The 25,878-nt window shown below is 64.1% G+C and carries 15 protein-coding genes; 6 read left to right on the forward strand and 9 right to left on the reverse strand.

The window, feature by feature from the left end:
• Window positions 1-2: 2 nt before the first annotated feature.
• Window positions 3-428 (reverse strand): nuclear transport factor 2 family protein, encoded by a 426-nt coding sequence (locus AD664_RS10425; RefSeq protein WP_042732846.1) that lies wholly within the window; start codon window positions 426-428, stop codon window positions 3-5.
• 10 nt (window positions 429-438) lie between these two features.
• On the reverse strand, window positions 439-1,389 hold the full coding sequence (gene speB, locus AD664_RS10430) for an agmatinase (protein ID WP_053146376.1): 951 nt from the start codon (window positions 1,387-1,389) through the stop codon (window positions 439-441).
• A 348-nt stretch (window positions 1,390-1,737) separates the two neighbouring features.
• On the opposite strand from speB, the gene AD664_RS10435 reads away from it, so the two are divergent.
• Together AD664_RS10435 and AD664_RS10440 are read left to right on the forward strand one after the other, a co-directional pair.
• Window positions 1,738-2,631: a LysR family transcriptional regulator gene (locus AD664_RS10435; protein ID WP_047737698.1), complete on the forward strand. Its 894-nt coding sequence runs from the start codon at window positions 1,738-1,740 to the stop codon at window positions 2,629-2,631.
• Window positions 2,632-2,640: 9 nt separating this feature from the next.
• Entirely contained in the window at window positions 2,641-3,237 is a 597-nt protein-coding gene (locus AD664_RS10440; RefSeq protein ID WP_053146379.1) for a tRNA-uridine aminocarboxypropyltransferase, read from the forward strand.
• Between the two features lie 132 nt (window positions 3,238-3,369).
• Here the strand turns inward: AD664_RS10440 and AD664_RS10445 are convergent, their stop codons facing one another.
• The 3 genes from AD664_RS10445 to AD664_RS10455 form a co-directional block, all read right to left on the reverse strand.
• Window positions 3,370-4,734, reverse strand: a complete 1,365-nt coding sequence (locus AD664_RS10445) for an HlyD family type I secretion periplasmic adaptor subunit (RefSeq protein ID WP_053146381.1) — start codon at window positions 4,732-4,734, stop codon at window positions 3,370-3,372.
• Between the two features lie 184 nt (window positions 4,735-4,918).
• Window positions 4,919-7,078, reverse strand: a complete 2,160-nt coding sequence (locus AD664_RS10450; protein ID WP_053146384.1) for a type I secretion system permease/ATPase — start codon at window positions 7,076-7,078, stop codon at window positions 4,919-4,921.
• An 18-nt stretch (window positions 7,079-7,096) separates the two neighbouring features.
• Window positions 7,097-8,455, reverse strand: a complete 1,359-nt coding sequence (locus tag AD664_RS10455; protein WP_053146386.1) for a TolC family outer membrane protein — start codon at window positions 8,453-8,455, stop codon at window positions 7,097-7,099.
• 452 nt (window positions 8,456-8,907) lie between these two features.
• Between AD664_RS10455 and AD664_RS10460 the strand changes: the two genes are divergently transcribed.
• Complete coding sequence (locus AD664_RS10460) at window positions 8,908-15,300, forward strand: retention module-containing protein (RefSeq protein WP_053146389.1); 6,393 nt, start codon at window positions 8,908-8,910, stop codon at window positions 15,298-15,300.
• 111 nt (window positions 15,301-15,411) lie between these two features.
• Here AD664_RS10460 and AD664_RS10465 read toward each other — a convergent pair whose 3' ends face one another.
• The 3 genes from AD664_RS10465 to AD664_RS10475 form a co-directional block, all read right to left on the reverse strand.
• Entirely contained in the window at window positions 15,412-17,274 is a 1,863-nt protein-coding gene (locus AD664_RS10465) for a trypsin-like peptidase domain-containing protein (RefSeq protein WP_053146392.1), read from the reverse strand.
• A 112-nt stretch (window positions 17,275-17,386) separates the two neighbouring features.
• Complete coding sequence (locus AD664_RS10470) at window positions 17,387-17,782, reverse strand: YbaN family protein (RefSeq protein WP_014337115.1); 396 nt, start codon at window positions 17,780-17,782, stop codon at window positions 17,387-17,389.
• A gap of 8 nt (window positions 17,783-17,790) precedes the next feature.
• Window positions 17,791-18,378: a YecA family protein gene (locus AD664_RS10475; RefSeq protein ID WP_030141133.1), complete on the reverse strand. Its 588-nt coding sequence runs from the start codon at window positions 18,376-18,378 to the stop codon at window positions 17,791-17,793.
• A 425-nt stretch (window positions 18,379-18,803) separates the two neighbouring features.
• Here AD664_RS10475 and recQ point away from each other — a divergent pair, with 425 nt between their 5' ends.
• From recQ to AD664_RS10490, 3 genes are all read left to right on the forward strand, one after another.
• The gene (gene recQ, locus AD664_RS10480) at window positions 18,804-20,930 is read left to right on the forward strand and encodes a DNA helicase RecQ (RefSeq protein ID WP_053146394.1); all 2,127 of its coding nucleotides are present in this window, start codon (window positions 18,804-18,806) and stop codon (window positions 20,928-20,930) included.
• Window positions 20,931-21,047: 117 nt separating this feature from the next.
• Window positions 21,048-21,482, forward strand: coding sequence for a MarR family transcriptional regulator (locus AD664_RS10485; protein WP_042730118.1), 435 nt, complete (start codon window positions 21,048-21,050; stop codon window positions 21,480-21,482).
• A gap of 101 nt (window positions 21,483-21,583) precedes the next feature.
• Window positions 21,584-23,602: a FimV/HubP family polar landmark protein gene (locus tag AD664_RS10490; protein ID WP_053146397.1), complete on the forward strand. Its 2,019-nt coding sequence runs from the start codon at window positions 21,584-21,586 to the stop codon at window positions 23,600-23,602.
• A gap of 61 nt (window positions 23,603-23,663) precedes the next feature.
• Here the strand turns inward: AD664_RS10490 and AD664_RS10495 are convergent, their stop codons facing one another.
• Window positions 23,664-25,865 carry a patatin-like phospholipase family protein gene (locus AD664_RS10495; protein WP_053146401.1) on the reverse strand — a complete coding sequence of 734 codons (2,202 nt, stop codon included), beginning with the start codon at window positions 25,863-25,865 and terminating at the stop codon, window positions 23,664-23,666.
• Between the last annotated feature and the right edge of the window lie 13 nt (window positions 25,866-25,878).

Genomic DNA, 25,878 nt, shown 5'->3' on the forward strand with positions numbered 1-25,878 from the left:
GGCTAAGGGGGTGGCAGCCCTTCCGGCATGGCGGACAAATGTTCATGGCAGGCCAGCCAAAGGCCCTGTTGTTCTTGTGTGCGTCCTTCCTGCTTGCGGAACAGGATGGTTTCGCGCTCCTGGCTAAAGTGTCGCTCCCCTTGCAAGCGCAGCTCGGTGGCCACGTCATGGATGAAAACCGCCACGTCACCTTGCAGGCTGACGAAGGCGTTGCTCGAGGTGCACGCCAGCACCTCGAAGCCATCCTCGGACCGCCAGCGATCCCACAACGCCTGGTAGGCATCGCGTGACAGCAACGGCTGTTCGAGGGTGTGGAACACGAAGCTCGCATCGGCGGTGAACGCGCCGAAGTAAGCCTCGCGGTCGTTGCGGGCGAAGGCCGCCACCAGTTCGGCGGCGGCCAGCAGGACTTGCTCGCGTTCGTTCATGGCGCGCCCCTCAGCGATGAGCCACGCCAGGCAGTACGCAGAGCATCTCGTACAGCAGGTTGGCGCCCAGCAGCGAGGTATTGCCGGTGGTGTCGTACGGCGGCGAGACTTCTACCAGATCGCAACCGACCAGGTCGAGGCCCTGGCAGCCGCGCACGATTTCGATCGCCTGGATGGTGGTCAGGCCGCCGATTTCCGGAGTGCCGGTACCTGGGGCCCAGGCCGGGTCGATGCCGTCGATGTCAAAGCTCAGATACACCGGGCCGCCCCCGACCTTCTCCCGGACTTCAGCCATCAGCGGCGCTAGGGAACGGTGCCAGCACTCTTCGGCCTGGACCACGCGAAAGCCCTGGCGGCGGCTCCAGTTGAAGTCATCGGCGGTATAGCCCTGGGCGCGCAGGCCGATCTGCACCACGCGATCGCAATCGAGCAGGCCCTCTTCCACGGCCCGGCGGAACGTGGTGCCGTGGGCGATCTTCTCGCCGAACATGTGGTCGTTCACGTCGGCGTGGGCGTCGATGTGCACCAGGCCGACCTTGCCGTGTTTCTTGTGGATGGCCCGCAGGATCGGCAGGGTGATGGTGTGGTCGCCGCCCAGGGTCAGGGGGATGACGTCGTGTTCGAGGATGGTGTGATACGACTCTTCGATGATCCGTACCGCGTCCAGCAGGTTGAAGGTATTGATCGCCACGTCGCCGATGTCGGCGACCGACAGCGAGTCGAAGGGCGCAGCGCCGGTGGCCATGTTGTAGGGGCGGATCATCACCGATTCGGCGCGGATCTCGCGGGGCCCGAAACGGGTGCCGGCGCGCAGGGAGGTGCCGATGTCCAGCGGCACGCCGACGAAGGCAGCGTCCAGGCCGGCGGCGGTGGGCACGTGGGGAAGGCGCATCATGGTGGCGATGCCGCCGAAGCGCGGCATTTCGTTGCCGCCCAGTGGCTGGTGAAGAATCTTGTCCACGGGTAGGGCCTCATCGTTGTTTTATTTATCAGGGGCCGATTCTGCGAAAAGCCGTGGCGCTGAAAAATCGCTGGGGGCAAATACTTAGTTCAGATTTTTCTAAACTAATGTGGGGTGGGGCGATAGACTCCGCGGCTGTGCGGTTTTCTCTGTCTACCCGCCCGGGTGAGTACCCCTGTGGCGAGGGAGCTTGCTCCCGCTGGGCTGCCCCGCAGCCCCAAGACAGCCGCCCTGTTTTTCCTGACACACCGAGGCGCCAGGGCTCAGGGCCGCTGCGCAGCCCAACGGGAGCAAGCTCCCTCGCCACGGTGCGGGCAGGGTTTCATGTTTTGCAATCTGGAGTTTCCAATGGCCAACGCACTACCCGACCTGAAACTGCTGCGTATTTTCGTCAGCGTTGTCCGGCACCAGGGGTTTGCCAACGCCCAGCATGAACTCAACCTTTCGACATCGGCCATCAGCACTTACATGAGCCAGCTCGAGTCGGCCCTGGGCCTGGTGCTGTGTCATCGCGGGCGGGGTGGGTTCAGCCTGACCAGCAAGGGCGAGTTGTTCCACCAGGAAACCCTGCGCCTGCTGGGTGAGCTCGAAGGGTTCGAACAGTATGCGGCGGCCCTCAAGGGGGAGCTGCGCGGCACGCTGAACCTGGGCGTGATCGACTCCACCGTCAGCGACAAGGCCTTGCCATTCGCCGAGGCCATCGGTGCCTACAGCCAGGAGCATCCGGCGGTGCACCTGCACCTGTCCGTCCTGAGCCCTTATGAACTGCAGCTCGGTGTGCAGGACAACCGCCTGGACCTGGCCATCGGCGCGTTTTCCACGCGCATGAGCGGGCTGGTCTACATGCCGCTGTACCGCGAGCAGCATTGGTTGTATTGCAGCAATCGTCACCCGTTGTTTCACGAGCGACGCATCCCCGAACCAGTCATCACCCAGCAGCGTATGGTCGGACGCGGGTATTGGAGCCAGGCCGAACTGGCCCGCCATGGTTTCAAGCACAGCGCGGCGACGGTGGAGAGCATGGAGGCGCAGTTGATCCTGGTGTTGTCCGGCGCCTATGTCGGTTACTTGCCCGAGCATTACGCCCAGGCCTGGGTCGACAAGGGCGATTTGCGGGTGCTGCTGCCGGCCACCTTTGGCTACCAGGCGCCGTTTTCGATGATCGTGCGCCGTGGCCGCAGCCGCGAACCTTTGATCCAGACCTTCCGCGACCTGCTCAAGGCGCAGCTCAACCAGGCCTGAGGTGCCGCCATGTCCCGAATCCATTGCCCGCGTTGCCACCGGCCACAAAGCCACTGCCTGTGCCCGCTGATTCCCAGCCTCGACAGCCGTACCCGGGTGTTGCTGCTGCAGCATCCCAGCGAAGTCAATCACGCCTTGAACACCGCCCGGCTGGCGGCCCTGGGGCTGAACAATGCCGAGCTGATCGTCGGCGAAGTGTTCGAGCAATTGCCGCAGTTGCTTCACCGGCCGGGGTATCAGGCACGCTTGCTGTTTCCCGGCGAGGCCGCGCAGCCATTGCAGGCTTATGCAGCGTCCGACGATCCACTGCTGTTGGTGGTGCCGGACGGCACCTGGCGCAAGGCGCGCAAGTTGCTGCACCTCAATCCATTGCTGGCGGCGCTGCCGAGGGTGACGCTGGTTGACGGCGGGGTGTCCCGTTACCGCTTGCGCAAGGCACCGGAGCCGGGCGCCTTGTCGACGGTGGAGGCGATAGTCCAGGCGTTGCAGGTGCTGGAGGCACCGACGAGTTTCGAGCCGTTGCTGAAGCCTTTCGAGGCGTTGATCGAAGGGCAGATTGCGGCGATGGGGGAGCAGACGTTTCGGCGCAACCATGCTGAAAAATAGTGCGTGTTCCTGCCGCCCCCTTCGCGGGCAAGCCCGCTCCCACACCGGATTGATGGTGCGCCTCAGAGCCTCTGTGGGAGCGGGCTTGCCCGCGAAGGGGCCCGAATGGCCACAGATAATCCCAGCCAGAGACTACCGCTCGCGCATCGCCTCGGTCCGCGCCTTCAGCACCGGTTTGAGCAAGTAGTCCAGCACGCTTTTCTCCCCGGTGATGATGTCCACGGTCGCCACCATCCCCGGGATGATCAGCAGCGGCTTCACGTCGCCTCCCAAGTGGTTTTTGTCGGTGCGGACCTGGATCAGGTAGAAGCTGTTGCCCTTGTCGTCGGTGATGGTGTCGGCGCCGATCAGTTCGAGGCGGGCGCTCAGCCCCCCGTAGATGGTGTAGTCGTAGGCGCTGAACTTGACCATGGCTTTCTGGCCCGGATGCAGGAACGCCACGTCCTGGGGACGGACCTTGGCTTCGATCAGCAGGTTGTCTTCCAGGGGCACGATTTCCACCATGTCGCTGCCCGGCTGCACTACGCCGCCGATGGTGTTGACCTTCAACTGCTTGATCACCCCGTGCACCGGCGACACCACGGTGGTGCGGGACACGCGGTCGTCGATGGCGATGCTCGAGGCGGTGATTTTCGACAGCTCGGTGCGTTTTTCGTTGAGGTCCTTGGCGGCGTCTGAACGGAAGGTCTGTTCCGATTCATCGATCTTGCTCTTGATCTCATTGATCGCCGATTCGGCCCGGGGAATGGCCAGGGTGGTGGCGTTGAGCGAGCCGCGGATTTCCACCGCGTTGCGTTTGAGCCGCAGGATCTCCACCGGCGACACGGCTCCGGTCTTCACCAAGGGCGCGGACATGTTCATTTCTTCTTGCAGCAAGGCCAGGGCAGAGCTGAACTGGCTTTGCTTGGAGCGAAACTCCGCCAGTTCCTGGGTCTTCTGCCGCAGTTGTTCGGTCAGGGTCCGCTGCTCGCTGGCCAGGCGCCGTTGCCGTTGTTCGTACAGCGCGCGTTCGTCCTCGGCCACTTGCGGGGCCTTGCTGGCCACCTCGGCCGACAGCGTGAAGGGGCGCCCCTCGGCCTCGGCAGAGAGCCGTTCGACCTGGGCGGTCAGGGCATAGCGGTCGGCTTCGCTCTCGCCCTTGTTCGACAGGAACCGCGTGTCATCCAGGCGCAGCAGGGTGTCGCCCTTGTTCACCATCTGGCCTTCGCGCACGAAAATTTCGGTGACGATGCCGCCTTCCAGGTTCTGGATCACCTGCACTTTGCTCGACGGAATCGCCTTGCCTTCGCCGGTGGTGACTTCCTGCAAGACCGCCAGCTTCGCCCAGACCAGCCCGGTGATGATCAACCCGGCGGCCAGCCACACGGTGACCCGCGATCGCCGAGGCGAATCCTGCAACGCCGCGCTGGCGGTTTCCGCCATGAACTCGCTTTCGGCGCTTTTGTTGAAACTGCCGAAGTAGCTTCGGGCAGTTGGATCGGGTGTTTGGGCAGACATGGGGATACCCGTTGGTTAAGTGAAATAAAGCCAAGTGAGGCTTTTGTGGCGAGGGAGCTTGCTCCCGCTGGGCTGCGAAGCGGCCCCCAAAAAAGTCAACTCGATCTGCCTGACGTTCCGCGGTGTCAGGGTCCGGGGCCGCTACGCAGCCCAGCGGGAGCAAGCTCCCTCGCCACGGCATCGACTAGACGGCGCCAGACCCCACCCGTCCCTTGCGCAGCGCTTCGATCACCGCGTCCTTCGGCCCGTCTGCCACGATCCGGCCGTTGTCCAGCACCACCAGGCGGTCCACCAGGCTCAGCATCGAGGTGCGGTGGGTGACCAGCAGTACGGTCTTGCCCTGCACGCGGGTATGAAGTTTTTGCCGCAAGAGGTCCTCGCTACTGTTGTCCATGGCACTGGTGGGTTCGTCCAGCAGCAGGATCGGCGGGTCGAGCAACAGGGCCCGGGCCATCAGCACGGCCTGGCGTTGCCCACCGGAGAGCAGTTGGCCACGCTCACCCACCGGGCGGTCGAAGCCTTGGGGATGCTGGCGGGCCAGTTCGGTGACGCCGGTCAGTTCCGCCACTTCCAGCATGCGCGCGTCGCTGACATAGCGGGCGCCCAGGGTGAGGTTGTCGCGCAAGCTGCCGGCCAGCAAAGGCAAGTCGTGGGCCACGTAGCCGACCTGTTGGCGCAGGTCGGCGACGTCCAGTTGCCGCAGGTCCAGGCCGTCGAGCAGCAGTTGGCCTTCCTGCGGCGCATAGAAACCCATCACCAGGCGCGCCAGGGTGCTTTTGCCCGAACCGCTGCGCCCGATGATCCCGACCCGTTCGCCGGGCTTGAGGCTGAAGCTGATGTCGGCCAAGGCCGGAGCGCTCTGGCCGTTGTAGTGGAACGTCACGCCGCTGATGTCCAGCGCACCCTGCAATTGGGTGCGCTCCAGCGGCCGCTGCCTGGCATCGCGCTCCTGGGGCAGGGCCATCAGGGCATCGGTGCTGCGCATGGTGAGCTGGGCTTGCTGGTAGCGGGTGATCAGCCCGGCGATCTGGCCCAGGGGTGCCAGCACCCGACTGCCGAGCATGTAGGTGGCCACCAGCGCGCCGACGCTGAGGTTGCCGGCGATGATGCTGTAGACCCCGGCCACGATGGTCGCCATGCCGGCCAGTTGTTGCAGGAACAGCGTGCCGTTGGTCGCCAGCGCCGAGAGGTTGCGCGCGTGGCTGTCCAGGCGGGTGAGGGCGCCGTGGGTGCTTTCCCATTGATGCTGACGCTCGCTTTCGGCGCTGCAGGCCTTGAGGGTTTCCAGGCCGCCCAGGGTTTCGATCAGCAAGGCCTGGCGTTGGGCGCCCAGGGCCAGGCTTTTTTGCACGGTGTCGCGCAGGCGCACCTGGATGATCATGGCGAAAACAATGGTGATCGGGAACGCGATGACCGGAATCACCACCAGCCAGCCGCCCAGCAAGCCGATCACCACCAGCATCAGCACGGCGAAGGGCAGGTCGATGAGGCTGGTGAGAGTCACGGCGGTGAGAAATTCCCGCAGGCCCTGGAAGTCATGGATGCTCTGGGCGAACCCGCCGATGGTCACCGGCTTGGCTTTCATGGCCATGCCGGTGATGCGTTCGAACAGGGTCGCGGAGAGGATCACGTCGGTTTTCTTGCCGGCGGTGTCCAACAGATGGGCGCGCACCACCCGCAGCACCAGCTCGAACCCGGTGCCGATCAACAACCCCACGGCCAGCACCCACAAGGTCGAAGTGGCCTGGTTGGGCACCACGCGGTCGTAGGTCTGCATGACGAACAGCGGCACCATCAACCCCAGCAGGTTGATCAGCAAGCTCGCCAGGATCGCGTCGCTGTACAGCCAGCGCGACAGTTTCAAGGTGTCGCGAAACCACGCTTCGACCCGCGGCACCAGGGGCGCGCGCAAGTCTTCGAGTTCATGCCGTGGCCGGGCGAACAAGGCCTGGCCACTGTAGTCGAGGGTCAGTTCCTCGCGGCTGACCCATTGTTCGCCGCCGTCGGCTTCGCTGGGCAGGATCAATGCCCGGCCGTCCTCGCCCCAACGCCGCAGTACCGCACAGCGCCCTCCCGTCAGGATCAGCATCACCGGCAGGTTGAGCGGCGAGATGTCGGCCAGCTCGCGGCGCAGCACCCTGGCCTGCAAGCTGGCCCGGGCTGCTGCGCGGGGCAGCAGCTCCAGGCCCAGGCGTTGGTGCGCCATAGGAAGCCCGGCGCTGAGGCTGGCGCGACTGGCGGTCGCGCCATGGAGTTTGCAGAGGATCAACAGTCCGTCCAGCAAGGGATCATCAAAGTTCAGGCGCGGGTCGGCGCCGGGGGTTGCGGGTTCCATGCTGGTCATGTCGGTCGCTCCCAGGCGCTACTTGAGTTCTGGCAACCGCGCTTCGTTCTTGACCTCGGTCTGCGCAATTGCGTCGGCCGGCAGCACCACCCGCTGTTTGTTCAGCAGCAGGCCCATGTTCGCCAGCACCCGGTACATCGAGTATTCCTCGGTGTAGCGCACTTCGGTGTAGCGCCGGTTGGCGTTGTACAGCTCGTTTTCGCTGTCGAGCAGGTCCAGCAGGGTGCGCTGGCCGAGGCCGAACTGGTCCTGGTAGGCCGCGCGCACACGGGTGGTGGTCTCGGCGTATTCGCGGGCGGTAGGGGTCTGCTTGCGGGCGTTGGTCATGGCGTTCCAGGCCAGGCGCGTGTCTTCGTTGAGCTGGCGCAGGGCGTTGTTGCGAATGTCCATGGCCTGGTTGATCTGGTGGGCGTTGGACGCGAGCCGGGCCTTGTCGCTGCCGCCGCGAAACAGGTTGTAGTTCATCACCACGCCCACGCGCCAGTTGTTGTCGTGGCCTTCCTCGCCGCCGAGGTTGTTATTGGCGCCCACCGCGGCCTCGGCATCGAAGCGTGGATAGAACGGCGACTTCGCCACTTCGTACTGGCTTTCGGCAGACTGGATGTCGGCCTGGGCCGATTTCAGGTACGGGTTGTTGTCGATCATGCTCTGCTGGGCCTGGCGCAGGTCGGCGGGCATTTCACCCTTGGTCGAGGGCGGGGTTTCCAGCTCGTCGGGCATGCGCCCGACCACGCTGTAGAAGTTCGCCTCGGCATCGGCCAGGTCCACTTCGGCGGTGTCGAAGTTGTTTTCCGCCAGGGCGCGGCGGGCCCGGGACTGGTCGGCGTCGGCGGTGCTGCCCACCCCGCGTTCGGTGCGCAGGCCGATCTGGTCGTTGACCCGCAAGTGCGCTTGCAGGTTGTTCTTGGCCAGGGTCACCAGTTCGCGACGCTTGAGCACTTCCAGATAGACCTCGATGGTGCGCAGGGCCAGGTCCTGGGCGGTGCCCTGGGCGTAATAGGCGCGGGAGTTGACCACGCCCTTGGTGCGTTCCACTTCATTGGCGACGTTGAACCCGTCGAAGATCATCTGCCGCAGGCGCAGCTCCGATTGGGTGTAGTTCAGGATATTGGTGTGGTGGTTGCCCAATGCCCGGGTGTTGGTGTTGTCGCTGTAGCCACGGCCGTAGCCGGCGTTCAAATCCACCGACGGGTAGAAGCCCCCCTTGGCGACCTTGACGTCTTCATTGGCCGACAGACGGCTGTCTACCCGCTGTGCCAGTTCCGGGTGGGTCGCGATAGTGCTCTGGATCGCTTCGGTCAATGACATGGCCTGCGCCTGAGAAGAGCAGGCCATGGCCAGCAAAACCGCGCTGCAGAGGGGGGATAGAACGCGCATGGGGTGCATCTCCTGAGGTCTGTAAGTGCTTCGTTGTCGCCAGAAAATTGACGTATTTAAGATCAAAACCGTTTCAACCTTGTAACAACACAGCTAAGAACATCCTGCGAGAAACCTAAGAAGAATTTCTCATAAGGATTATTTCGAAAAAAACTTATGTGCTCTTCGAAAACCAGCACATTGTTCAAAGCGCAAGCCTTTGAATCTGCGGGTTATGACGACTTTTAGGCGTCAATAAAAGTTTCAGGCGATTTTCTAGACGACGTGAAGAAGTGTCGAAAGTGGGGATGGCGGGGCGAGATTAAACGACGGTTTTTTGTCATTCTGTCGAAAAGCCAGCACCTTTCGACCCTGTAAAAGCTGGCAGATTTTCCAGCTTTTCGATCGCCATCCCGAGGACGGATTCTTCACCCAGACACGTGCCGATTGCAGTCGGCAACGGAGGACAGCACATGGCAGCGCTCATCGGTACCGTCAGCAAAGTGGTAGGGCAGGTTTTCGCAGAAGCGGCCGGAGGGCTGCGGCGGCCCTTGGTGGAAGGCGATCGGCTCTATGCCGGCGAACACCTGGTCACCGGTGCCGAGGGCGCAGTGGCGGTGCACCTGCAGAACGGCCAGGAACTGACCTTGGGCCGCGAGAGCAACCTGACCCTGACGGCGCAACTGCTCGCGCACCAGGCGCAGGCGCCGCATGTGGATACGCCGGAAGCGACGGCACCCAGCGACGCGCAACTGACCGATGTGCAAAAACTGCAACAAGCCATCGCGGCCGGCGCCGACCCGACCCAGACGGGCGAAGCCACGGCAGCAGGCCCTGGGGCGGGCAACGCCGCGGGCGGCCTGGGTGGCGGCCACAACTATGTGCTGCTGGAGGAGGTGGGCGGGCAGGTTGATCCGCAGATCGGCTTCCCCACCGCCGGATTCAACGGGATTCCCGAGTTTCCGCAATTGCGCCTGGCCGCTGAGCCAGACAATAACGGCAACGACGCCGGCGTGCCGCCGGCGACACCTCCCGACAACCCGGTGACCCTCGACGGGGTCGATGTGCAAGGCGGCGAGCTGACCACTAAAGAAGCCAACCTGGCCGATGGCACCGCCAGCAATCCGGGGGCGCTGGTGCAGAGCGGCACCTTCACGGTGACCGCCCCTGACGGGCTGAGCAGCTTGAGCATCGGTGGCATCAGCGTGATGACCGGTGGCGTGCCTGTGGGCTTTCCCCAGGCCATCACCTCGACGTTGGGCAATACGCTGACCATCACGGGCTATGACCCGGCCACCGGAGTGGTCAGCTACACCTACACCCTCACGGGCAATGAAACTCACCCGACCGGCGGCGGTGCCAACAGCATTACCGAACAGTTCCCGGTGGTGGCGGTCGACACCGACGGCGACACCGCCACCGGCACCCTCGACGTGAACATCACCGACGACGTGCCGCAGGCGATCGACGACAACAACGCCAATAGCGCCTCGGAAACCCTGGTCACGCTCACGGGCAACGTGCTGCCCAACGACCTCCAGGGCGCCGACCGCATTCCCACCGGCCCCGACAGCGGCCCGATCGTGGGTGGGACGTTCACCGGCACCTACGGCACCCTGGTGCTCAACCCCAACGGCACGTACACCTACACCCTCAACACCAGCGACCCGCAATTTGTCGCGCTGCATGGGGGAGGCAGCGGTACCGAGACGTTCACCTACACCCTGACCGATGCCGACGGCGACACCAGCACCGCGAACCTGGTTCTGCAAGTCCACAACAATGACGACCCGGTAATCATCACCGGCCTCGACACCGATGGCGGCGAGCTGACGGTGCAGGAGAAAAACCTCAGCGACGGCAGCAGCCCCGACGCCCCGGCACTGACCCAGAACGGCACCTTCACCGTCACCGCGCTGGACGGCGTGCAAACCCTGAGCGTCGGCGGTATCAACGTGGTGAGCGGTGGTGTGGCCGCCGGTTTCCCTCAGTCAATCACCACCGCGCTGGGCAACACCCTGACCATCACGGGCTTCAACGCCACCACGGGGGTAGTGAGCTATAGCTACACGCTGCTGGATAACGAAGCTCATCCAAACGCCAACGGTGCCAACAGCCTGAGCGAGCAGTTTTCGGTCGTGGTCACCGATGACAACGGCACCACCGCCAACGGCAACCTGGACGTGAACATCGTCGACGACGTGCCCAAGGCCGTGGATGACAGCAACGCCGCCACCGCGTCGGAAACCCACCTGACCCTGACCGGCAGCGTGCTGACCAATGACACCCAAGGTGCGGATCAGGTCGCGTCCGGCCCCGTAACGCCCGGTACGTTCACCGGGACTTACGGCACCCTGGTGCTCAACGCCGACGGTTCCTACACCTACACGCTCAATACGACGGATGCAGACTTCAAAGGCCTGCACGGCGGGGGCAATGGCAGTGAGACCTTCACCTACACCCTGACCGATGCCGACGGCGACACCAGCACCGCGAACCTGGTTCTGCAAGTCCACAACAATGACGACCCGGTGATCATCACCGGCCTCGACACCGATGGCGGCGAGCTGACGGTGCAGGAGAAAAACCTCAGCGACGGCAGCAGCCCCGACGCCCCGGCACTGACCCAGAACGGCACCTTCACCGTCACCGCGCTGGACGGCGTGCAAACCCTGAGCGTGGGCGGTATCAACGTGGTGAGCGGTGGCGTGGCCGCCGGTTTCCCCCAGTCGATCACCACCGCGCTGGGCAACACCCTGACGATCACGGGCTTCAATGCCACCACGGGTGTCATGAGCTATAGCTACACGTTGCTGGATAACGAAGCCCATCCAAACGCCAACGGTGCCAACAGCCTGAGCGAACAGTTCGCGGTCGTGGTCACTGACGACAACGGCACCACCGCTAATGGCAACCTGGACGTGAATATCGTCGACGACTTACCAACCGCTCACGCCGACTCGGCCTCGGTGGTGGAGGGCGGCACGGTCAATGGCAACGTGCTGGACAACGACGTGGGCGGTGCCGATGGGCCGGCTGCCAGTGGCGCGGTGATCGGTGTACGGGCTGGCAACGACACTTCGTCCCCAGTGATCGGCGGCCTCAACGCCCAGATCAACGGCACCTACGGCTACCTGACCCTGGACGCCAACGGCAACGCCGTCTACCACAGCAACCCCAATAGCGTCGGCGCACCGGGCGCCACCGACGTGTTCACCTACACTGTGCGCGATGCCGATGGCGACCAGAGCACCACGACCATCACCATCGACGTGCACAACAGCTGCCTCGTCGCCACGTCGGACCAGGACATCACCGTCTACGAAAAAGCCCTGGACCTGAATCAGGACGGCCAGGACCTAGCGCCTGGCACCGTCACTGGCAGCAACCCGAATTCCACCGGCGAAACAGCCAGCGGCAGCCTGATCGGTTCGGTGTCCGGAGCCGTGGGTGCCGTGACGTTCGCCCTGGTGGGTAATGCCACCGGAGCCTACGGTCAGTTGTTGCTGCACGCCGACGGGACCTACACCTACACCCTGACCGCGCCCGCCACGACCACGCCCCACGCCAACGACGGCCCGAACGTCTTGAGCGAAAGCTTCACCTACCAGGCTACGGATTCGCTGGGCAATACCGTCACCAGCACCATCGTGATCAACATTGTCGACGACGTGCCCAACGCCCATGCCGACTTCGCTTCGGTGGTGGAGGGCGGGACGGTGAGCGGCAACGTGCTGGACAACGACGTGGGCGGTGCCGATGGGCCGGCTGCCAGTAGCGCGGTGATCGGCGTAAGGGCTGGCAGCGACACTTCGTCCCCAGTGATCGGCGGCCTCAACACCCAGATCAACGGCACCTACGGCTACCTGACCCTGGACGCCAACGGCAACGCCGTTTACCACAGCAACCCCAATAGCGTCGGCGCACCGGGCGCCACCGACGTGTTCACCTACACCGTACGCGATGCCGATGGTGACCAGAGCACCACGACCATCACCATCGACGTGCACAACAGCTGCCTCGTCGCCACCTCGGACCAGGACATCACCGTCTACGAAAAAGCCCTGGACCTGAACCAGGACGGCCAGGACCTGGCCCCCGGCACCGTCATCGGCAGCAACCCGAATGCCACCAGTGAAACAGCCAGCGGCAGCCTGGTCGGTTCGGTGTCCGGTGCCACGGGTGCGGTGACCTTCACGCTGGTGGGCAACGCCACGGGGGCGTATGGGCAATTGCTGCTCCATCCGGACGGCTCGTACACCTACACCCTGACTTCGCCCGCCACGACCACGCCCCACGCCAATGACGGCCCGAACGTATTGAACGAAAGCTTCACGTACAAGGCCACCGATGCCCTGGGCAACAGCGTCACCGGCAGTCTGGTGGTGAGCATCGTCGACGATGTGCCCAAGGCGGTCGCGTCCGAGCGATCGGTCACGGCGGTGGAGATCGATTCGAACCTGCTGATCGTGCTCGATGTGTCTGGCAGCATGAAAGACGATTCCGGCGTGCCGGGGCTTTCGCGCATGGATCTGGCCAAGCAGGCGATCAGCGCCTTGCTCGACAAATACGACGACATGGGCGACGTCAAAGTCCAGCTTGTGACCTTCAGCGGCAGTGCCACCGACCAGAGTAGCGTGTGGGTGGACGTGGCAACGGCCAAGACGCTGATCGCCGCGCTGAACGCGCACGGTGACACCAATTACGATGCGGCCGTGGCAATGGCCAAGACGGCGTTCGCAACCCCTGGGCAACTGACCGGCGCACAGAACATTGGTTATTTCTTCTCCGATGGCAAGCCGACCCTGGGCGAAATCGGCTCGGCGGACGAGGTCGCGTGGAAAGCCTTTCTCGATGCCAACAACATCAAGAATTACGCCGTCGGCCTGGGCAGCGGCGCCAGAAACGTCAACCTCGACCCGCTGGCCTATGATGGCAGCACCCACACCGACACCAACGCGGTGGTGGTCACTGACTTGAACCAGCTCAATTCGGTGCTTTCCGGCACGGTGCAGGGCGTGCCGGTGACCGGTAGCCTGTTCGGCGAGGGCGGCTCGTTCGGCGCCGACGGCGGGTTTATCAAGAGCCTGGTGGTGGACGGCACGACCTACAGCTACAACCCGGACGCCAACGGTGGCCAAGGTGCGCTGACCACCAGCGGCGGGGCCAACCACGGATCCTTCAATACCGTGACCAACACCGTCAGCATTGCCACCGCCCATAGCGGCATGCTCGTGGTGAATCTCGACACCGGTGCGTTCAGCTATGCCTCCCAGACCACCACCAGCACCGTGATCACCGAGAACATCGGCTATACCCTCAGCGATAACGACGGTGACCTGGTCAGCTCCAACCTGGTCATCAAGGTCCAACCCAACAGCCCACCGGTGGCGGTCGATGACAACATCATCACCAACGTGCTCTCGGGCAACATCGTGATCCCGGGCGAACTGCTGCTGGGCAACGATAGCGATGCCAATGGCGATCCGCTGAGCGCTTCGCCCACCAGCTTCAACACCGGCTGGGTGGCCCGTGGCGCGGACTTTACCGGCAGTACTGGCACGGCGAGCTTCACCGGCAACAATGTGCAGTCGATCAACCTGAGCCGCAGCGCGTTCGTCGCCAATGCCGCGACCATGACCGCGGTGCTGGTGGTCAGCGGCGCATTGGGGGCGGTGTCCAACAACAACGCCAACGATGAAGACCGGCTCAACATCAGCCTCAAGCAAGGTGAAACCCTTACCCTGGATCACAACCTGGCGGCCGGTCACGTCAGCCTGGAATACGCTCTCAACGGCGGGCCATTCATCGCCATTGCCGATGGTGGCTCGTTCACGGCCGCCGCCGATGGCAATTACCAGATCCACGTCACCAACATCACCAACCCCGGCAATGGCAATGTCAATGCGGCGGAAAACTATCAACTGACCCTGACCGTCAACTACGCCGGCGCCCATGACATCACGCCGGATTACCACGGCACCTACACCGCCAGTGACAACCATGGCGGCAGCGACGGTGCGGCGGTGGGCATCAGCTACCAGGCCGGGCACACCTTGACGGGCACCAGCGGTGATGACGTGCTGTTGGCCGGCGATGGCGACAACGTCCTCAACGCCGGCGACGGTAACGACATCCTCAGCGCGGGCTCGGGCAACAACGCCCTGCACGGTGGGGCGGGCAATGACTTGCTTTACAGTGGCGCGGGCAACGACCTGCTCGACGGCGGCACGGGCAACGACACTGTCAGCTACGCGCACGCCACGGCTGCGGTGACGGTGAACCTGGGCCTGTTGGGCGCGCAAAACACCCTCGGTGCAGGCACCGATACCTTGAACGGCATCGAAAACCTCGTCGGCTCGAACTTCAACGACACCCTCACCGGTGACGCCGGCAACAACCGCATCGATGGCGGGTTGGGCAATGACGTGCTCAATGGCGGGGGTGGCGACGACTTGCTGATCGGCGGCCTGGGCAACAACACCCTGACCGGTGGCAGTGGCGCCGACACCTTCCAGTGGCGGGCGGGCAACAGCGGCCACGACGTGATCACCGACTTCACCCCCGGCGTCGACAAACTCGACCTGTCGCAACTGTTGCAGGGCGAAAACGGCAGCGCGGCGTCCCTGGACGATTACCTGCACTTCACCGTCAGCGGCAGCGGTGCGTCGGTCACCACCAGCATCGACGTCAGCGCCCTGGCCGGCGCCGCGCCGAGCCAGACCATCGACCTGGCGGGCGTCAACCTCGCCAGCCACTACGGTGTCACGCCGGGGGCAGGTGGGATGATCGCCGGAGGCGCGGACACGGCGACGATCATCAACGGGATGCTGAACGACCATTCCTTGAAGGTGGACACGGTGTGAGTTGAGCGGTAGCGCGGCGTCTGGTCTGGGGCGGCTTCGTCCCTTGGCGGTCCAGTCCCTCAGTGGCTGATCGTTCCCATGCGGTACGTGGGAACGATCAGCCTCGTGCTTTTATATCGTGCCGACAATGATGATGAACGTCGCCCTCTTGCCGTTGGAGGTCGCGGTGACCGTCACGAAACCGTATTGGTCGCCGGCGATCAGCTTCGGCGACACGGCGTCACCCTGGCTGTTGGTCGTCGCGGTCGGTGTCTGGTCGTCCCCGACGAAGCGGGTTCCGGTTTCCCTGTCGTCGATGATCGTGTAGGTGACCCAGGCGCCCTCTACCGGATTGCGGTCCTGATTCAAGGTGCGCGCCGTGAGGGGCATGGGGAACTCAGTCCCCTCGGGCGCGATCTGGCCTTGCCCCGTGACCACGGACAGATGCTCCACGTTCTTCGTCGGGTCGCCCTCTTGCGACACCACTCGCAAGTGGAACGTGGCTGTCCGGCCGCTGGACAGGGCGGTGACCTGCAACGTCCCCGTCCTGGCGTCGGTCACCAGCGCTGGCGACGTCGCATCACCCTCGGCGTTCGTCTGCACGATCGGTGTCTGGTCAGCCCCTTCGAACCGGGTCCCGGTTCCGCCATCATCCGTGACTGCGAAGGTGACCTGTGCGCCCTCGACCGCTGCGTCCAAGGGGTCTCTTGCCCGAGCGGTCAATGGCTCCGCAAACCGGCTGTCGATGGGGGCGGCCTGGAGATTCCCCGCCTGCGCTCGTAGCGACTGAACCTCCCCCGGCCCACGGGACATCACGGTCAGGGCGAGGTGGCTTGCGCCGCGGATCTGCCTGGTATCGGATAACAGCCGCACCCGGCCATCGGTGATCTGCCCATCGGGGACGCCGTTATCCACACGCAGCGTCGCCGTTTGTGCCGTGGCCCAGTTGGCTGCGCCTGACAGGGTGCATGATGCGGCTTTACCGTCCTCGGCGATCCATTGGGTGGCGCCGCTCTGGCAGGACAGGTCAACGAACGCGGTATGGGTGGGGGCGTTGTAATACAGCTGTTCGCCGGGTTTGCCTGCCACCGGGGCTTCTCCGTCCACCTGGGTCACGCGTACCGCAATCGGTACGCCAGCCGCTCCCGGCTTGGCCACCGGCACGGTCGGCTGTTCCACCGGGACGCTGCCTTCGGGTAACGCTCCATCGAAATACCCCGCGATGCTGGGCCAGATGCTGCTGATCTGCGCGCCAGCGTTGTACCCCGAACTGAAACCGAAGTTCAGGGCGATCACCGCATTGGTTCGCGCATCGATCACTGGCGATCCGGACGACCCTGAGTCGGTGTCGCAGTTGTATTTTGCGAAATCCGTCTGGCCGTTGTTGCGCACTTCGGTCACCCAGCAAGGGTGCCCGTCGTCGTGAAGGCGCGAAATCCGTTTCGGCCCCGCCAAGGGATGCCCTGCAATGTAGACCGGGTCGCCAACCTCCGAGATGCGAGTCTCCAGGCCCAGGTAGCCGAAGGCATCCAATACGCCGCTGTCAACGGCCGCCTGATCCAGGGCCAGCAGCGCAAAGTCGGCCGATCCATCGGAGGCCAGGAGCCGCTCGACCGGCACCCGGACAGCAGGCCGCACGGCATCCGAGTCGCAGCTCGTTTCCTCGTAATCGAACTCCACCACCATCCGCGTCATGTCCGGGTTTTCACCGACGACATGCAGGTTGGTGAGCACCAGGTTTCCAGGCCCTACCCGCCACGCGGTGCCATAGCTGCGCCCGGTATAAATCCTGCCGACCGCCCGTGAACGCTGGTACTTTGCCGGGTCCGACGCCTGTACGCACCGGGCCTTTTCGAGCTGGCTCTCGCCGATGATCTGGCCAGGAGCGATCGGGGTGGCAGGCGCAGGCTGCATGGCAGCGACCGCCAACCCGGCGGCCAGTACCAGCCCGGTAAAGGCCAGCGGCGTCAGCGTGTTTTTCAATGGGGTCGGCATGGCGGATGCTCCGGTCGCGAAAGGACGATGGAGCGATTAATGAGGTGGAATCGGTTCGCTGGCTACTGTCGGATCTGACAGGTTGCGCGAGTGGCTGACGGATGGTTGGGGCTTACGGTTTGCGCAGGGTTTTCTGCCTGAGGATGTAGACCGTTACCAGCACCGCGCTGGTGAGCATGAAGCCACGGGCCCATGGCAGGGGCACCAGGTAGCAGGAAAAGAGAATGCTCGCCCACATCAGGCCGATGGCGTAGACCTTGCCCTTGAGTGGGATGCCGTTTCCGCTGAGGTAGTCGCGGATCCAGGGGCCGAGGCGGGGATGTTCTACCAGCCATTGGTAGAAGCGCGGCGAACTGCGCGCGAAGCAGGCAGCCGCCAATAGCAGGAAGGGCGTCGTGGGGAGGACGGGAACGAAGATGCCGATGACCCCCAGCACTACGCTCAGCCAGCCGATGGCCAGTAGAGCGTAACGCAGGATCAGCGGGCGGTTGCCGACTGGCGAGGGCACCCGGTCACTCAGTGGTGACGAGGCTTGAGGATCGCCGGTTTTTCGTCCGGTGCGTTGCACAGCAGGTACAGCGCGGTGAGCGCCTCCGGGATCTGCACGATCATGTCGTCCATCAGGTTGGCGTCGGCAGCGATGTCGGAAAACTCCGGCTGCTCGTCGAACAGCCCGGAACCGACCATGATCGGCAGCAGCATCTCGCTGACTTCCTCTTCGGCGGTTTCGAACCAGGCGGCTTCGCGCAGGAACACGCCTTCCATGAAGCCGATGCACCAGCCACGCAGTTCCGAATCGTCCGGGTCATCGCCCAGGTCCAGTTCGCACGGCAGCTCGAACTCCTCGTCGGAAGCCAGCTGACGGGCGATGTGGGCCTTGAGGCCAACCAGCGTGGCTTCGATTTCGGCACGTTGGGCTTCGTCGCTGTAGTGCGGCTCTTCGGCGAACAGGGCATCGATCCATTCGCGATCCGGCACCGGTTCGGAGCAGATCGACAGGGCGGTCAGATAGCCATGAGCGGCCACGTAATCCAGCGCCTCTTCGTGCAGCTCATCGGCGTCGAGGAAGACTTGCAGGCGGGTCAGTTGCTCAGCGAAGGACATTACAGGCTACCTTGGGGAATAAACAATGCGGGAATTCTAGGCCTTCTTGCGCCCACAGGCCAGCCGCGTGGCGTATTTGCCTTGTCGGTGAGGGCTGAACTGCGCGCATGCTCCGGTACATCTAGCCCGTGGCGAGGGAGCTTGCTCCCGCTGGGGCGCGCAGCGGCCCTGTTTTTTGGGGCGGCTTCGCCACCCAGCGGGAGCAAGCTCCCTCGCCACGGGCTAGATGTGCCTCGTCCAGCGCTCGCTTCAACCACCTCTTGTCAGCAGCGCCCTTTGCACCGAAGGCCTCGGGTATACTGCCGCGTTTTGTGATGCCCTGCGGCGTCCCGCCGGTTCGAAACGCACACTTACGATTTGCCCAGGCAGCGTGGGCGATTCTGAACCAGCCTTGCAGGGATGTTTCGGTGATTTTCGGAGTTCCTATGCTCGAACAGGCTCAACGCGTCCTCAAGGACATCTTCGGCTACGACAGTTTCCGTGGCCGCCAGGGTGCCATCATTGAGCGCGTGGCCAGCGGTGGCGATGCCCTGGTGCTCATGCCCACCGGCGGCGGCAAGTCCCTGTGCTTCCAGGTGCCGGCGCTGCTGCGCAACGGCCTGGCCGTGGTGGTGTCACCGCTGATCGCCTTGATGGATGACCAGGTCGCGACCCTCGAGGAGCTGGGCGTGGCTGCCGCATCGCTGAACTCCACCCTGAGCGCCGAGCAGCAGCGGGACCTGGCGGCGCGGATCAAGCGCGGCGAAGTGAAGATGCTGTACCTGGCGCCGGAGCGCCTGGTGCAGCCGCGCATGCTGGCGTTCCTGCAGAGCCTGGAAATCGCCCTGTTCGCCATCGACGAAGCCCACTGCGTGTCGCAGTGGGGCCACGATTTTCGTCGTGAATACCTGCAACTGGGGCAACTGGCGGAACTCTTCCCCGACGTTCCGCGCATCGCCCTGACGGCCACCGCCGACAAGCGTACCCGCGAAGAGATCGTCGAGCGCCTGCACCTGCAGAACGCCGAGCGATTCCTCTCCAGTTTCGACCGCCCGAATATTTTCTACCGCATTGTGCCCAAGGAGCAGCCGCGCAAGCAGTTGCTGGCGTTTCTCGCCGAGCGGCGCAGCGACGCCGGCATCGTCTACTGCCTGTCGCGCAAGAAGGTCGATGAAGTGTCGGCGTTCCTGTGCGAACAGGGGTTCCCGGCGTTGCCCTACCATGCCGGCCTGCCCAACGACCTGCGGGCCTACCACCAGAAGCGCTTTCTCAACGAAGAAGGCCTGATCATGGTGGCCACCGTGGCGTTCGGCATGGGCATCGACAAGCCGAACGTGCGCTTCGTCGCGCACCTGGACCTGCCCAAATCCCTCGAGGCGTATTACCAGGAAACCGGACGTGCCGGCCGCGACGGCCTGCCGGCCGATGCCTGGATGGCCTACGGCCTGCAAGACGTGGTGATGCTCAAGCAGATGCTGCAGAACTCCGAAGGCGACGAGCGGCACAAGCGCCTGGAACAGCACAAGCTCGACGCGATGCTCTCGCTCTGCGAGGAAACCCGTTGCCGGCGCCAGACCCTGCTGGCCTATTTCGACGAAGACATGCCCCAACCGTGCGGACACTGCGACAACTGTGTCGACGGCGTGCAGACCTGGGATGCCACCGAGCCGGCCCGCCAGGCGTTGTCGGCCATTTTTCGCACCGGTCAGCGTTATGGCGTGGGGCACCTGGTGGATGTGCTGTTGGGCAAGGACAACGAGAAGATCCGCAGCTTCGGTCACCAGCACCTGTCGGTCTACGGCGTGGGCAAGGCTCGCAGTGAAAGTGAATGGCGGTCGTTGTTCCGTCAGCTCGTGGCCCGCGGCCTGGCCGACATCGACTTGGAAGGCTACGGCGGCCTGCGCCTGACCGAGCGCTGCCGCCCCTTGCTCAAGGGCGAGGTCACGCTGGAGTTGCGCCGCGACCTCAAGCCAGCCACCGCGGTCAAGAGCAGCAAGAGCCAGGCCAGCCAACTGGTGCGCGGCGAAGAGCGCGACCAGTGGGAAGCCTTGCGCGCCTTGCGCCGCAAACTGGCCGAGGAACATGGCGTGCCGCCGTACGTCATCTTCCCCGATTCGACGCTCTTGGAAATGCTCCGCAGCCAACCCGCGACCCTGGCCGACATGGCTCGGGTCAGCGGCGTGGGGGCGCGCAAGCTGGAACGTTATGGCGAGGCCTTCCTCCAGGTGCTGGGCGGCGAGGCCGAGGCGCCGGCGGCGGTGCTCGACGTCCGTCACGAACTGATCACCCTGGCACGAGCCGGCATGACGCCGCTGCAGATCGCCGGGCAGTTGCAGTGCTCGGAAAAGAACGTCTACACGTTGCTGGCCGAGGCCATCGGCCAGCAGCAGTTGTCCCTGGAGCAGGCGCTGGACCTGCCCGAGGACTTGATGGGCGAGGTGCAGGACGCGTTTCTGGATGGCGAGGGCGAATTGCCGTCGGTGTCGGAAGTTGCCGCACTGTTTGTAGGGCGAGTACCGGAAGGTGTGCTGTATTGCGTCAGGGCCGCCTTGCAGTCGGAATTTGAAGTCTGATCAGCGTGTTAAGCGCCTTTAACGATTCACTACAGGGCAACCCTTGCTTGAATCCGACGCTCATGCTTAGCTGACTAATAATTAGCATTTCCCTATTTCAGATCTGATGAGTTTTTTATGCCGTTAACCGATCAACACCGATTTGGCATGCAGCTGGCGCAGATGTCCCGGGGCTGGCGCGCCGAGCTGGATCGTCGCCTGGCGGGGCTGGGTTTGTCCCAGGCACGTTGGCTGGTGCTGTTGCACCTGGCGCGTTTCGAACAGGCGCCGACCCAGCGTGAGTTGGCCCAGAGCGTTGCCGTCGAAGGCCCGACCCTGGCTCGCTTGCTCGACAGCCTGGAAACCCAAGGGCTGGTGCAGCGCCAGGCCGTGGCCGAAGATCGGCGTGCGAAAAAGATCGTGCTGTGCCCGCCGGCCCGGCCACTGATCGAACAGATCGAAACCATTGCCACGCAGTTGCGCCGGGAGTTGTTCGAAGGCATCGACGAAGCGGACATGCGCGTGTGCATGCGGGTCCACGGCAGGATCCTGGCCAACCTGGAAAAATCCTGAGGCATATCGGCGGTATCCCGACTTTTGAGATTCGGCCGTTAGCGAACTATAACCAGTACTGAGCAATCGTATTGGATGCGTTCGAATCGAAAGGGATACCCATGCTTGAAAGTCTGCAGTCCACGTTGCGCAGTGGAGTCAACGTGTTGGTCGTCGTGGGGGCATTGGGGTATCCGGCCCTGGCATCTGCGCTGGGGCTGGGAGAGATCACGCTTCATTCTGCCTTGAACCAGCCGTTGCGCGCCGATATTGCCCTGGTCGATGTCGCCGGGCTCGCCGAGGGCGACCTGTCGGCCAGCCTGGCAAGCCCGGACGATTTCAATCGCGCTGGCGTGGAACGGGTGTTTTTCCTCAACAACCTGCGCTTTACGCCGGTATTGCGAGGTGAGCGCAGTTACATCCGGGTGACCTCCAGCAAACCGGTGGAAGAACCGTTCCTCAACTTCCTGGTACAAGTCAGCCAACCCAATGGGCGCCTGTTGCGCGAGTTCACCGTGCTGCTGGACCCGCCCGGCACACCGGGGATCGTGCCGGCCAATGACGAACCCGGTGCAGCCGCGCAGTCGTCGACACCGAACCAAGCCGCGCCGGCCATCAAGCCGCCCCCTGCGACACAAGGCAAGCGCTACACCGTCATGCCGGGGGACAACCCCTGGATCATCGCCAAGCGCTTGCATGATGCCGGTAGCAACGGCTCGGTCAACGAGCTGATGGAAGGCATCCAGGCACTGAACCCCGGCAGCGACCGGCTCGCCATCGGTCAACGTTTGTTGCTGCCCGATTCGGCCGTGTTGCCGACCTCGGTGGGGCCTGCCGCTGGCGCTGCCACTGCGGCGGCCGCTGCCGATGAACAATTGGCCGCCAGTGTGCTGCAAAACCAACAGCAACAGAAAACCATCGAGGCGTTGCAGGCCCGGCTCCAGGCGCAGGACGAAGAAATCAACGGCCAGCGCAAACAGATCAGCGAATTGCAGGCGCGTTTGGCCGAGTCCGCCCCCGCGCCTGCCGTGGCCGCCCAGGCGTCGTCGCCACCTTCGACAGCGGCCCCGGTGGCGGACGTCCAGTCGGCAGCGCCAGCGGCCACCGAGCCGGAGCCGGACGGCATCGACTGGTTGTGGGTGGGCGGGCTGGTCGGTCTGCTGGGCTTGCTCGGATTGCTGTTGTTCATTCGTCGTCGCCAGCAGGAACAGGTCAATTCGACGCCGATCCCCGAGCGTCCTGCGCCGATATTGGAAGACGCGGCCGAACCCTATGCCGTGCCCCTCGACAAGACGCAACCCGAGGCCGCCAGCACCTTCAATCACGGCGATACGCCCCAGGGGGATGTGCTCGAAGGTGTCGGGATCTACCTGACCTACGGTCGCTTCACCGAGGCGGCGGGGTTGTTGCGCGCGGCCTTGCTGGCGGAGCCGGAGCGCACCGACCTGGGCCTCAAGTTGCTGGAGGTGCTGGGGAGACAGGGCGATGTCATCGGTTTCCAGGCCCAGGAACAACATTTGCTGGCCCAGGGTGTCGACGCCGAGGTGCTGGAGGGTATCCGCGGGCGCTACCCCAAGGTGGCGACCCTCGCCACAGCGGCTGCGGTTCCCGCCGTGTTTCAGGCATCGACCGCCGAGCTCGCACCGCAACCGCCTGCTGCTGCGCCGGCCCCGCCACCCGCCCACGTGCCGGGCGACGAATTCGAACTGGACCTCGACGCGCTGTCCCTGGAAACCAGTTGGGACTTGGCCGATGTTCCGTCACCTGCCGTAGAAAAGCCGGCACCGGCGGCCTCTGACGAGTTGTCGCTCTCGGGATTCGGTGAACCGGAACTGCAATGGGAGGCACCCCTGGAAACCGAGTCGTTGGACGATGATTTCCTTGACAGCTTTGCCGATGAAGAGCAGGCGCTGGAGCTGGAAGCATTGCCCTTCGAGCCGGGCACCGTTGAAGTCGATTCCCTTGAATCCTTTACCCTGGAGCCCGAGGTGACGGAAACCTCGGAGAAGTTGGAGCAGGCGCAGAACTGCATCGATGATGGCGACCTCAAGACCGCCATCTCACTGCTGGAAGAACTGCTCGAAGAGGGGGACGAGCCCCTCAAGCAGACCGCCCGGGTGTTGTTGGCCGGGATTCGCTAGGCATTGACGGGGTATCGGCTTGCCGGGCTCTTCGCGAGCAGGCGCCAATACCCCAGCTCCCTCAGAACGTCTGGCCCAGGTTCAGGTACACCGCTTGCTCGTCATCGTCATTGAGGCCATAGCTGAAATTCAGTGGCCCCAGCGGTGTGTCGAAGCCCAGGAAAAGGCTGGCGGCATTGATGTAGCCGCTGTCGAACGCATTGTCGTTGTTCCAGGCCCGGCCGCGCTCCAGCGAGCCGCCGATGTACAGCGGGAAGTCCAGCGGCAGGTACGCCCGCGGCGTGAGGCGGCGATAATACACGGCGCGCATCAGGCTCATGTTCTGCCCCGAGATACTGTCTTCGCGAAAGCCCGACAGTTGCCGTGCTCCCCCCAGGACGAAGCTTGAAGTCACGATTTCGGCGGTGTCGAGTGTCCGCCCGTAGCGCCCGCCCAGGATGAAAGTGTTCGGGCCGCTGCTCAGGGCCTTGTCCAGCTTGAACTCCCATTGGCGGTAGCGCTGGTCGGACCCCAATCCCGGTTCGTACTGGCGCCAGGCCAGGCCAATGTCCTCGCCTTCATGGGGGAAATACACATTGTCGAAGGAATCGAACGAGTATTTCAGTTCGTAGAAGCCCTCATTGAAATTTTCGCTGGGCTGGTCGTGGTCGCCGATGCGCACGTCCGCCTTGCCCCAGGCCTGGCCGACACCGAGGCGGACCTCGCCGCTGTTGCCGATCTGTCGGCCCAGGTTCAGGCCGAAGCCGTAGCGCTCGACGCGATACTGGGCGATCGGATCGTTGTCCAGGATAGCCTCGACGTTGCGCGACTCGAATTGCCCATAGGGTGCGATGAAATAGCGCGAGCCGACGTCCAGCGGTTGGTAGAACTCGCTGTACAGCTCCTGCCTGTCGCCGATCTGCGCGCGGGTCAGCCATTCGGCGCCCAGGCGATTGATCCCGTTGACCCGGTAGCTGGCGCCGAGGTTGAACGCGCTGTCGCCGCGCATGTCGTCCGACAGGCTCAGCCCCAGCCGCAGGTAATCGGTGCCGGTTCGTTTGCCCCGGGCGCTGATCACCAGCGTATGGTCCTGGCCCTTGCGCACCACGCGGTATTGCACCTGCTCGAAGTAATCCAGGCCGTACAGCGTGCCCATGTCGGTCTGCAAGCGCCCCAGGTCCAGCGGCTCGCCGATCTGCTGGCGGACGTAGTAGCGAATCACGTCGTCGCCGACTTTCGAGTCGTTTTCAACCCGGATCGCGGTGATGACCGGCGTGCGTTCACTTGGCGTGCGCGCCGCCATGAGTTGCGGGTCGGGCGGTTCGGCGGGGCGCAGGTGCACCAGGCGGGCCTGGAGGATTTGCGTGGCGCGGTAGCCGGCATCGATCATTTCCCGGGCGCGTCCGAAATCGGTGGAGCCGAAGCTCGCCAGGGCCGGCTGGATCAACACGTCGTCTTGTTTCAGCGTGGCCAGTTGCTCTTCGGAGTTGCGCCGGGTCATCAGGGTGGTCGACTGGTTCAACACGTCGACCACCGTGACCAGTTGCTTGCGGTTGCGCAGGGGCGTGCCGATGTCGACCACGATGGCCACGTCCACGCCCATTTCCCGGGCCACGTCCAATGGAATGTTGTCGGCCATGCCGCCGTCCACCAGCAATCGGCCGTCCAGTTCGACCGGGGCGAACACCGCCGGGATCGACATGCTGGCGCGAATGACCTTGGGCAAGTGGCCTTTGCTGAACACCACCTTTTCGCCGCTGGCGATATCGGTCGCCACTGCGCGGAACGGGATCGGCAGTTTGTTGAAGTCGCGGGTGTCGCTGGCGTGGGCCAACAAGCTTTCCAGCAGCAGGTCCAGGTTCTGCCCCTGGATCACGCCCAGCGGCAGGCCGAGGCTGCCATCGTCGCGAAAGCTCAGTTTCTGTTTCACCAGGAAGTCCCGGTCATCCTGCTTGCGCCTGAAGGGCACATCCTTGCGGGGCGGGGCATCGGACAGCGCCTGTTGCCAGTCGATGCCCAGGGCCAGCTTCTCCAGTTCGTCGATCTTGTAGCCCGAGGCGTACAGCCCGCCGATCACCGCGCCCATGCTGGTGCCGGCGATGGCGTCGATCTTGATGCCTTGTTCTTCCAGGGCCTTGAGAACGCCGATATGGGCCAGCCCCCGGGCCGCGCCGCCGGACAGCACCAGGCCGATTTTCGGTCGCACGGTTTGTGCGGCGGGTGCGTCGGCATGGCCGAACAGGGGCAGCAACAACAGGAGCAGGCAGGGCAGCAAGCGGCGCATCGTCAATCTCGGG

Source organism: Pseudomonas sp. P97.38, assembly GCF_001269745.1.
GTDB classification, from domain to species: Bacteria; Pseudomonadota; Gammaproteobacteria; order Pseudomonadales; family Pseudomonadaceae; genus Aquipseudomonas; species Aquipseudomonas chlororaphis_E.

Bases quoted from the DNA above. Each gene is read 5' to 3' on its own strand.
- AD664_RS10445 (WP_053146381.1), bottom strand. From the start codon at position 4,734: ATGTCTGCCCAAACACCCGATCCAACTGCCCGAAGCTACTTCGGCAGT.
- AD664_RS10455 (WP_053146386.1), bottom strand. From the start codon at position 8,455: ATGCGCGTTCTATCCCCCCTCTGCAGCGCGGTTTTGCTGGCCATGGCC.
- AD664_RS10435 (WP_047737698.1), top strand. From the start codon at position 1,738: ATGGCCAACGCACTACCCGACCTGAAACTGCTGCGTATTTTCGTCAGC.
- AD664_RS10460 (WP_053146389.1), top strand. From the start codon at position 8,908: ATGGCAGCGCTCATCGGTACCGTCAGCAAAGTGGTAGGGCAGGTTTTC.
- AD664_RS10475 (WP_030141133.1), bottom strand. From the start codon at position 18,378: ATGTCCTTCGCTGAGCAACTGACCCGCCTGCAAGTCTTCCTCGACGCC.
- AD664_RS10425 (WP_042732846.1), bottom strand. From the start codon at position 428: ATGAACGAACGCGAGCAAGTCCTGCTGGCCGCCGCCGAACTGGTGGCG.
- AD664_RS10485 (WP_042730118.1), top strand. From the start codon at position 21,048: ATGCCGTTAACCGATCAACACCGATTTGGCATGCAGCTGGCGCAGATG.
- AD664_RS10490 (WP_053146397.1), top strand. From the start codon at position 21,584: ATGCTTGAAAGTCTGCAGTCCACGTTGCGCAGTGGAGTCAACGTGTTG.
- AD664_RS10440 (WP_053146379.1), top strand. From the start codon at position 2,641: ATGTCCCGAATCCATTGCCCGCGTTGCCACCGGCCACAAAGCCACTGC.
- AD664_RS10465 (WP_053146392.1), bottom strand. From the start codon at position 17,274: ATGCCGACCCCATTGAAAAACACGCTGACGCCGCTGGCCTTTACCGGG.
- AD664_RS10450 (WP_053146384.1), bottom strand. From the start codon at position 7,078: ATGACCAGCATGGAACCCGCAACCCCCGGCGCCGACCCGCGCCTGAAC.
- recQ (WP_053146394.1), top strand. From the start codon at position 18,804: ATGCTCGAACAGGCTCAACGCGTCCTCAAGGACATCTTCGGCTACGAC.
- AD664_RS10495 (WP_053146401.1), bottom strand. From the start codon at position 25,865: ATGCGCCGCTTGCTGCCCTGCCTGCTCCTGTTGTTGCTGCCCCTGTTC.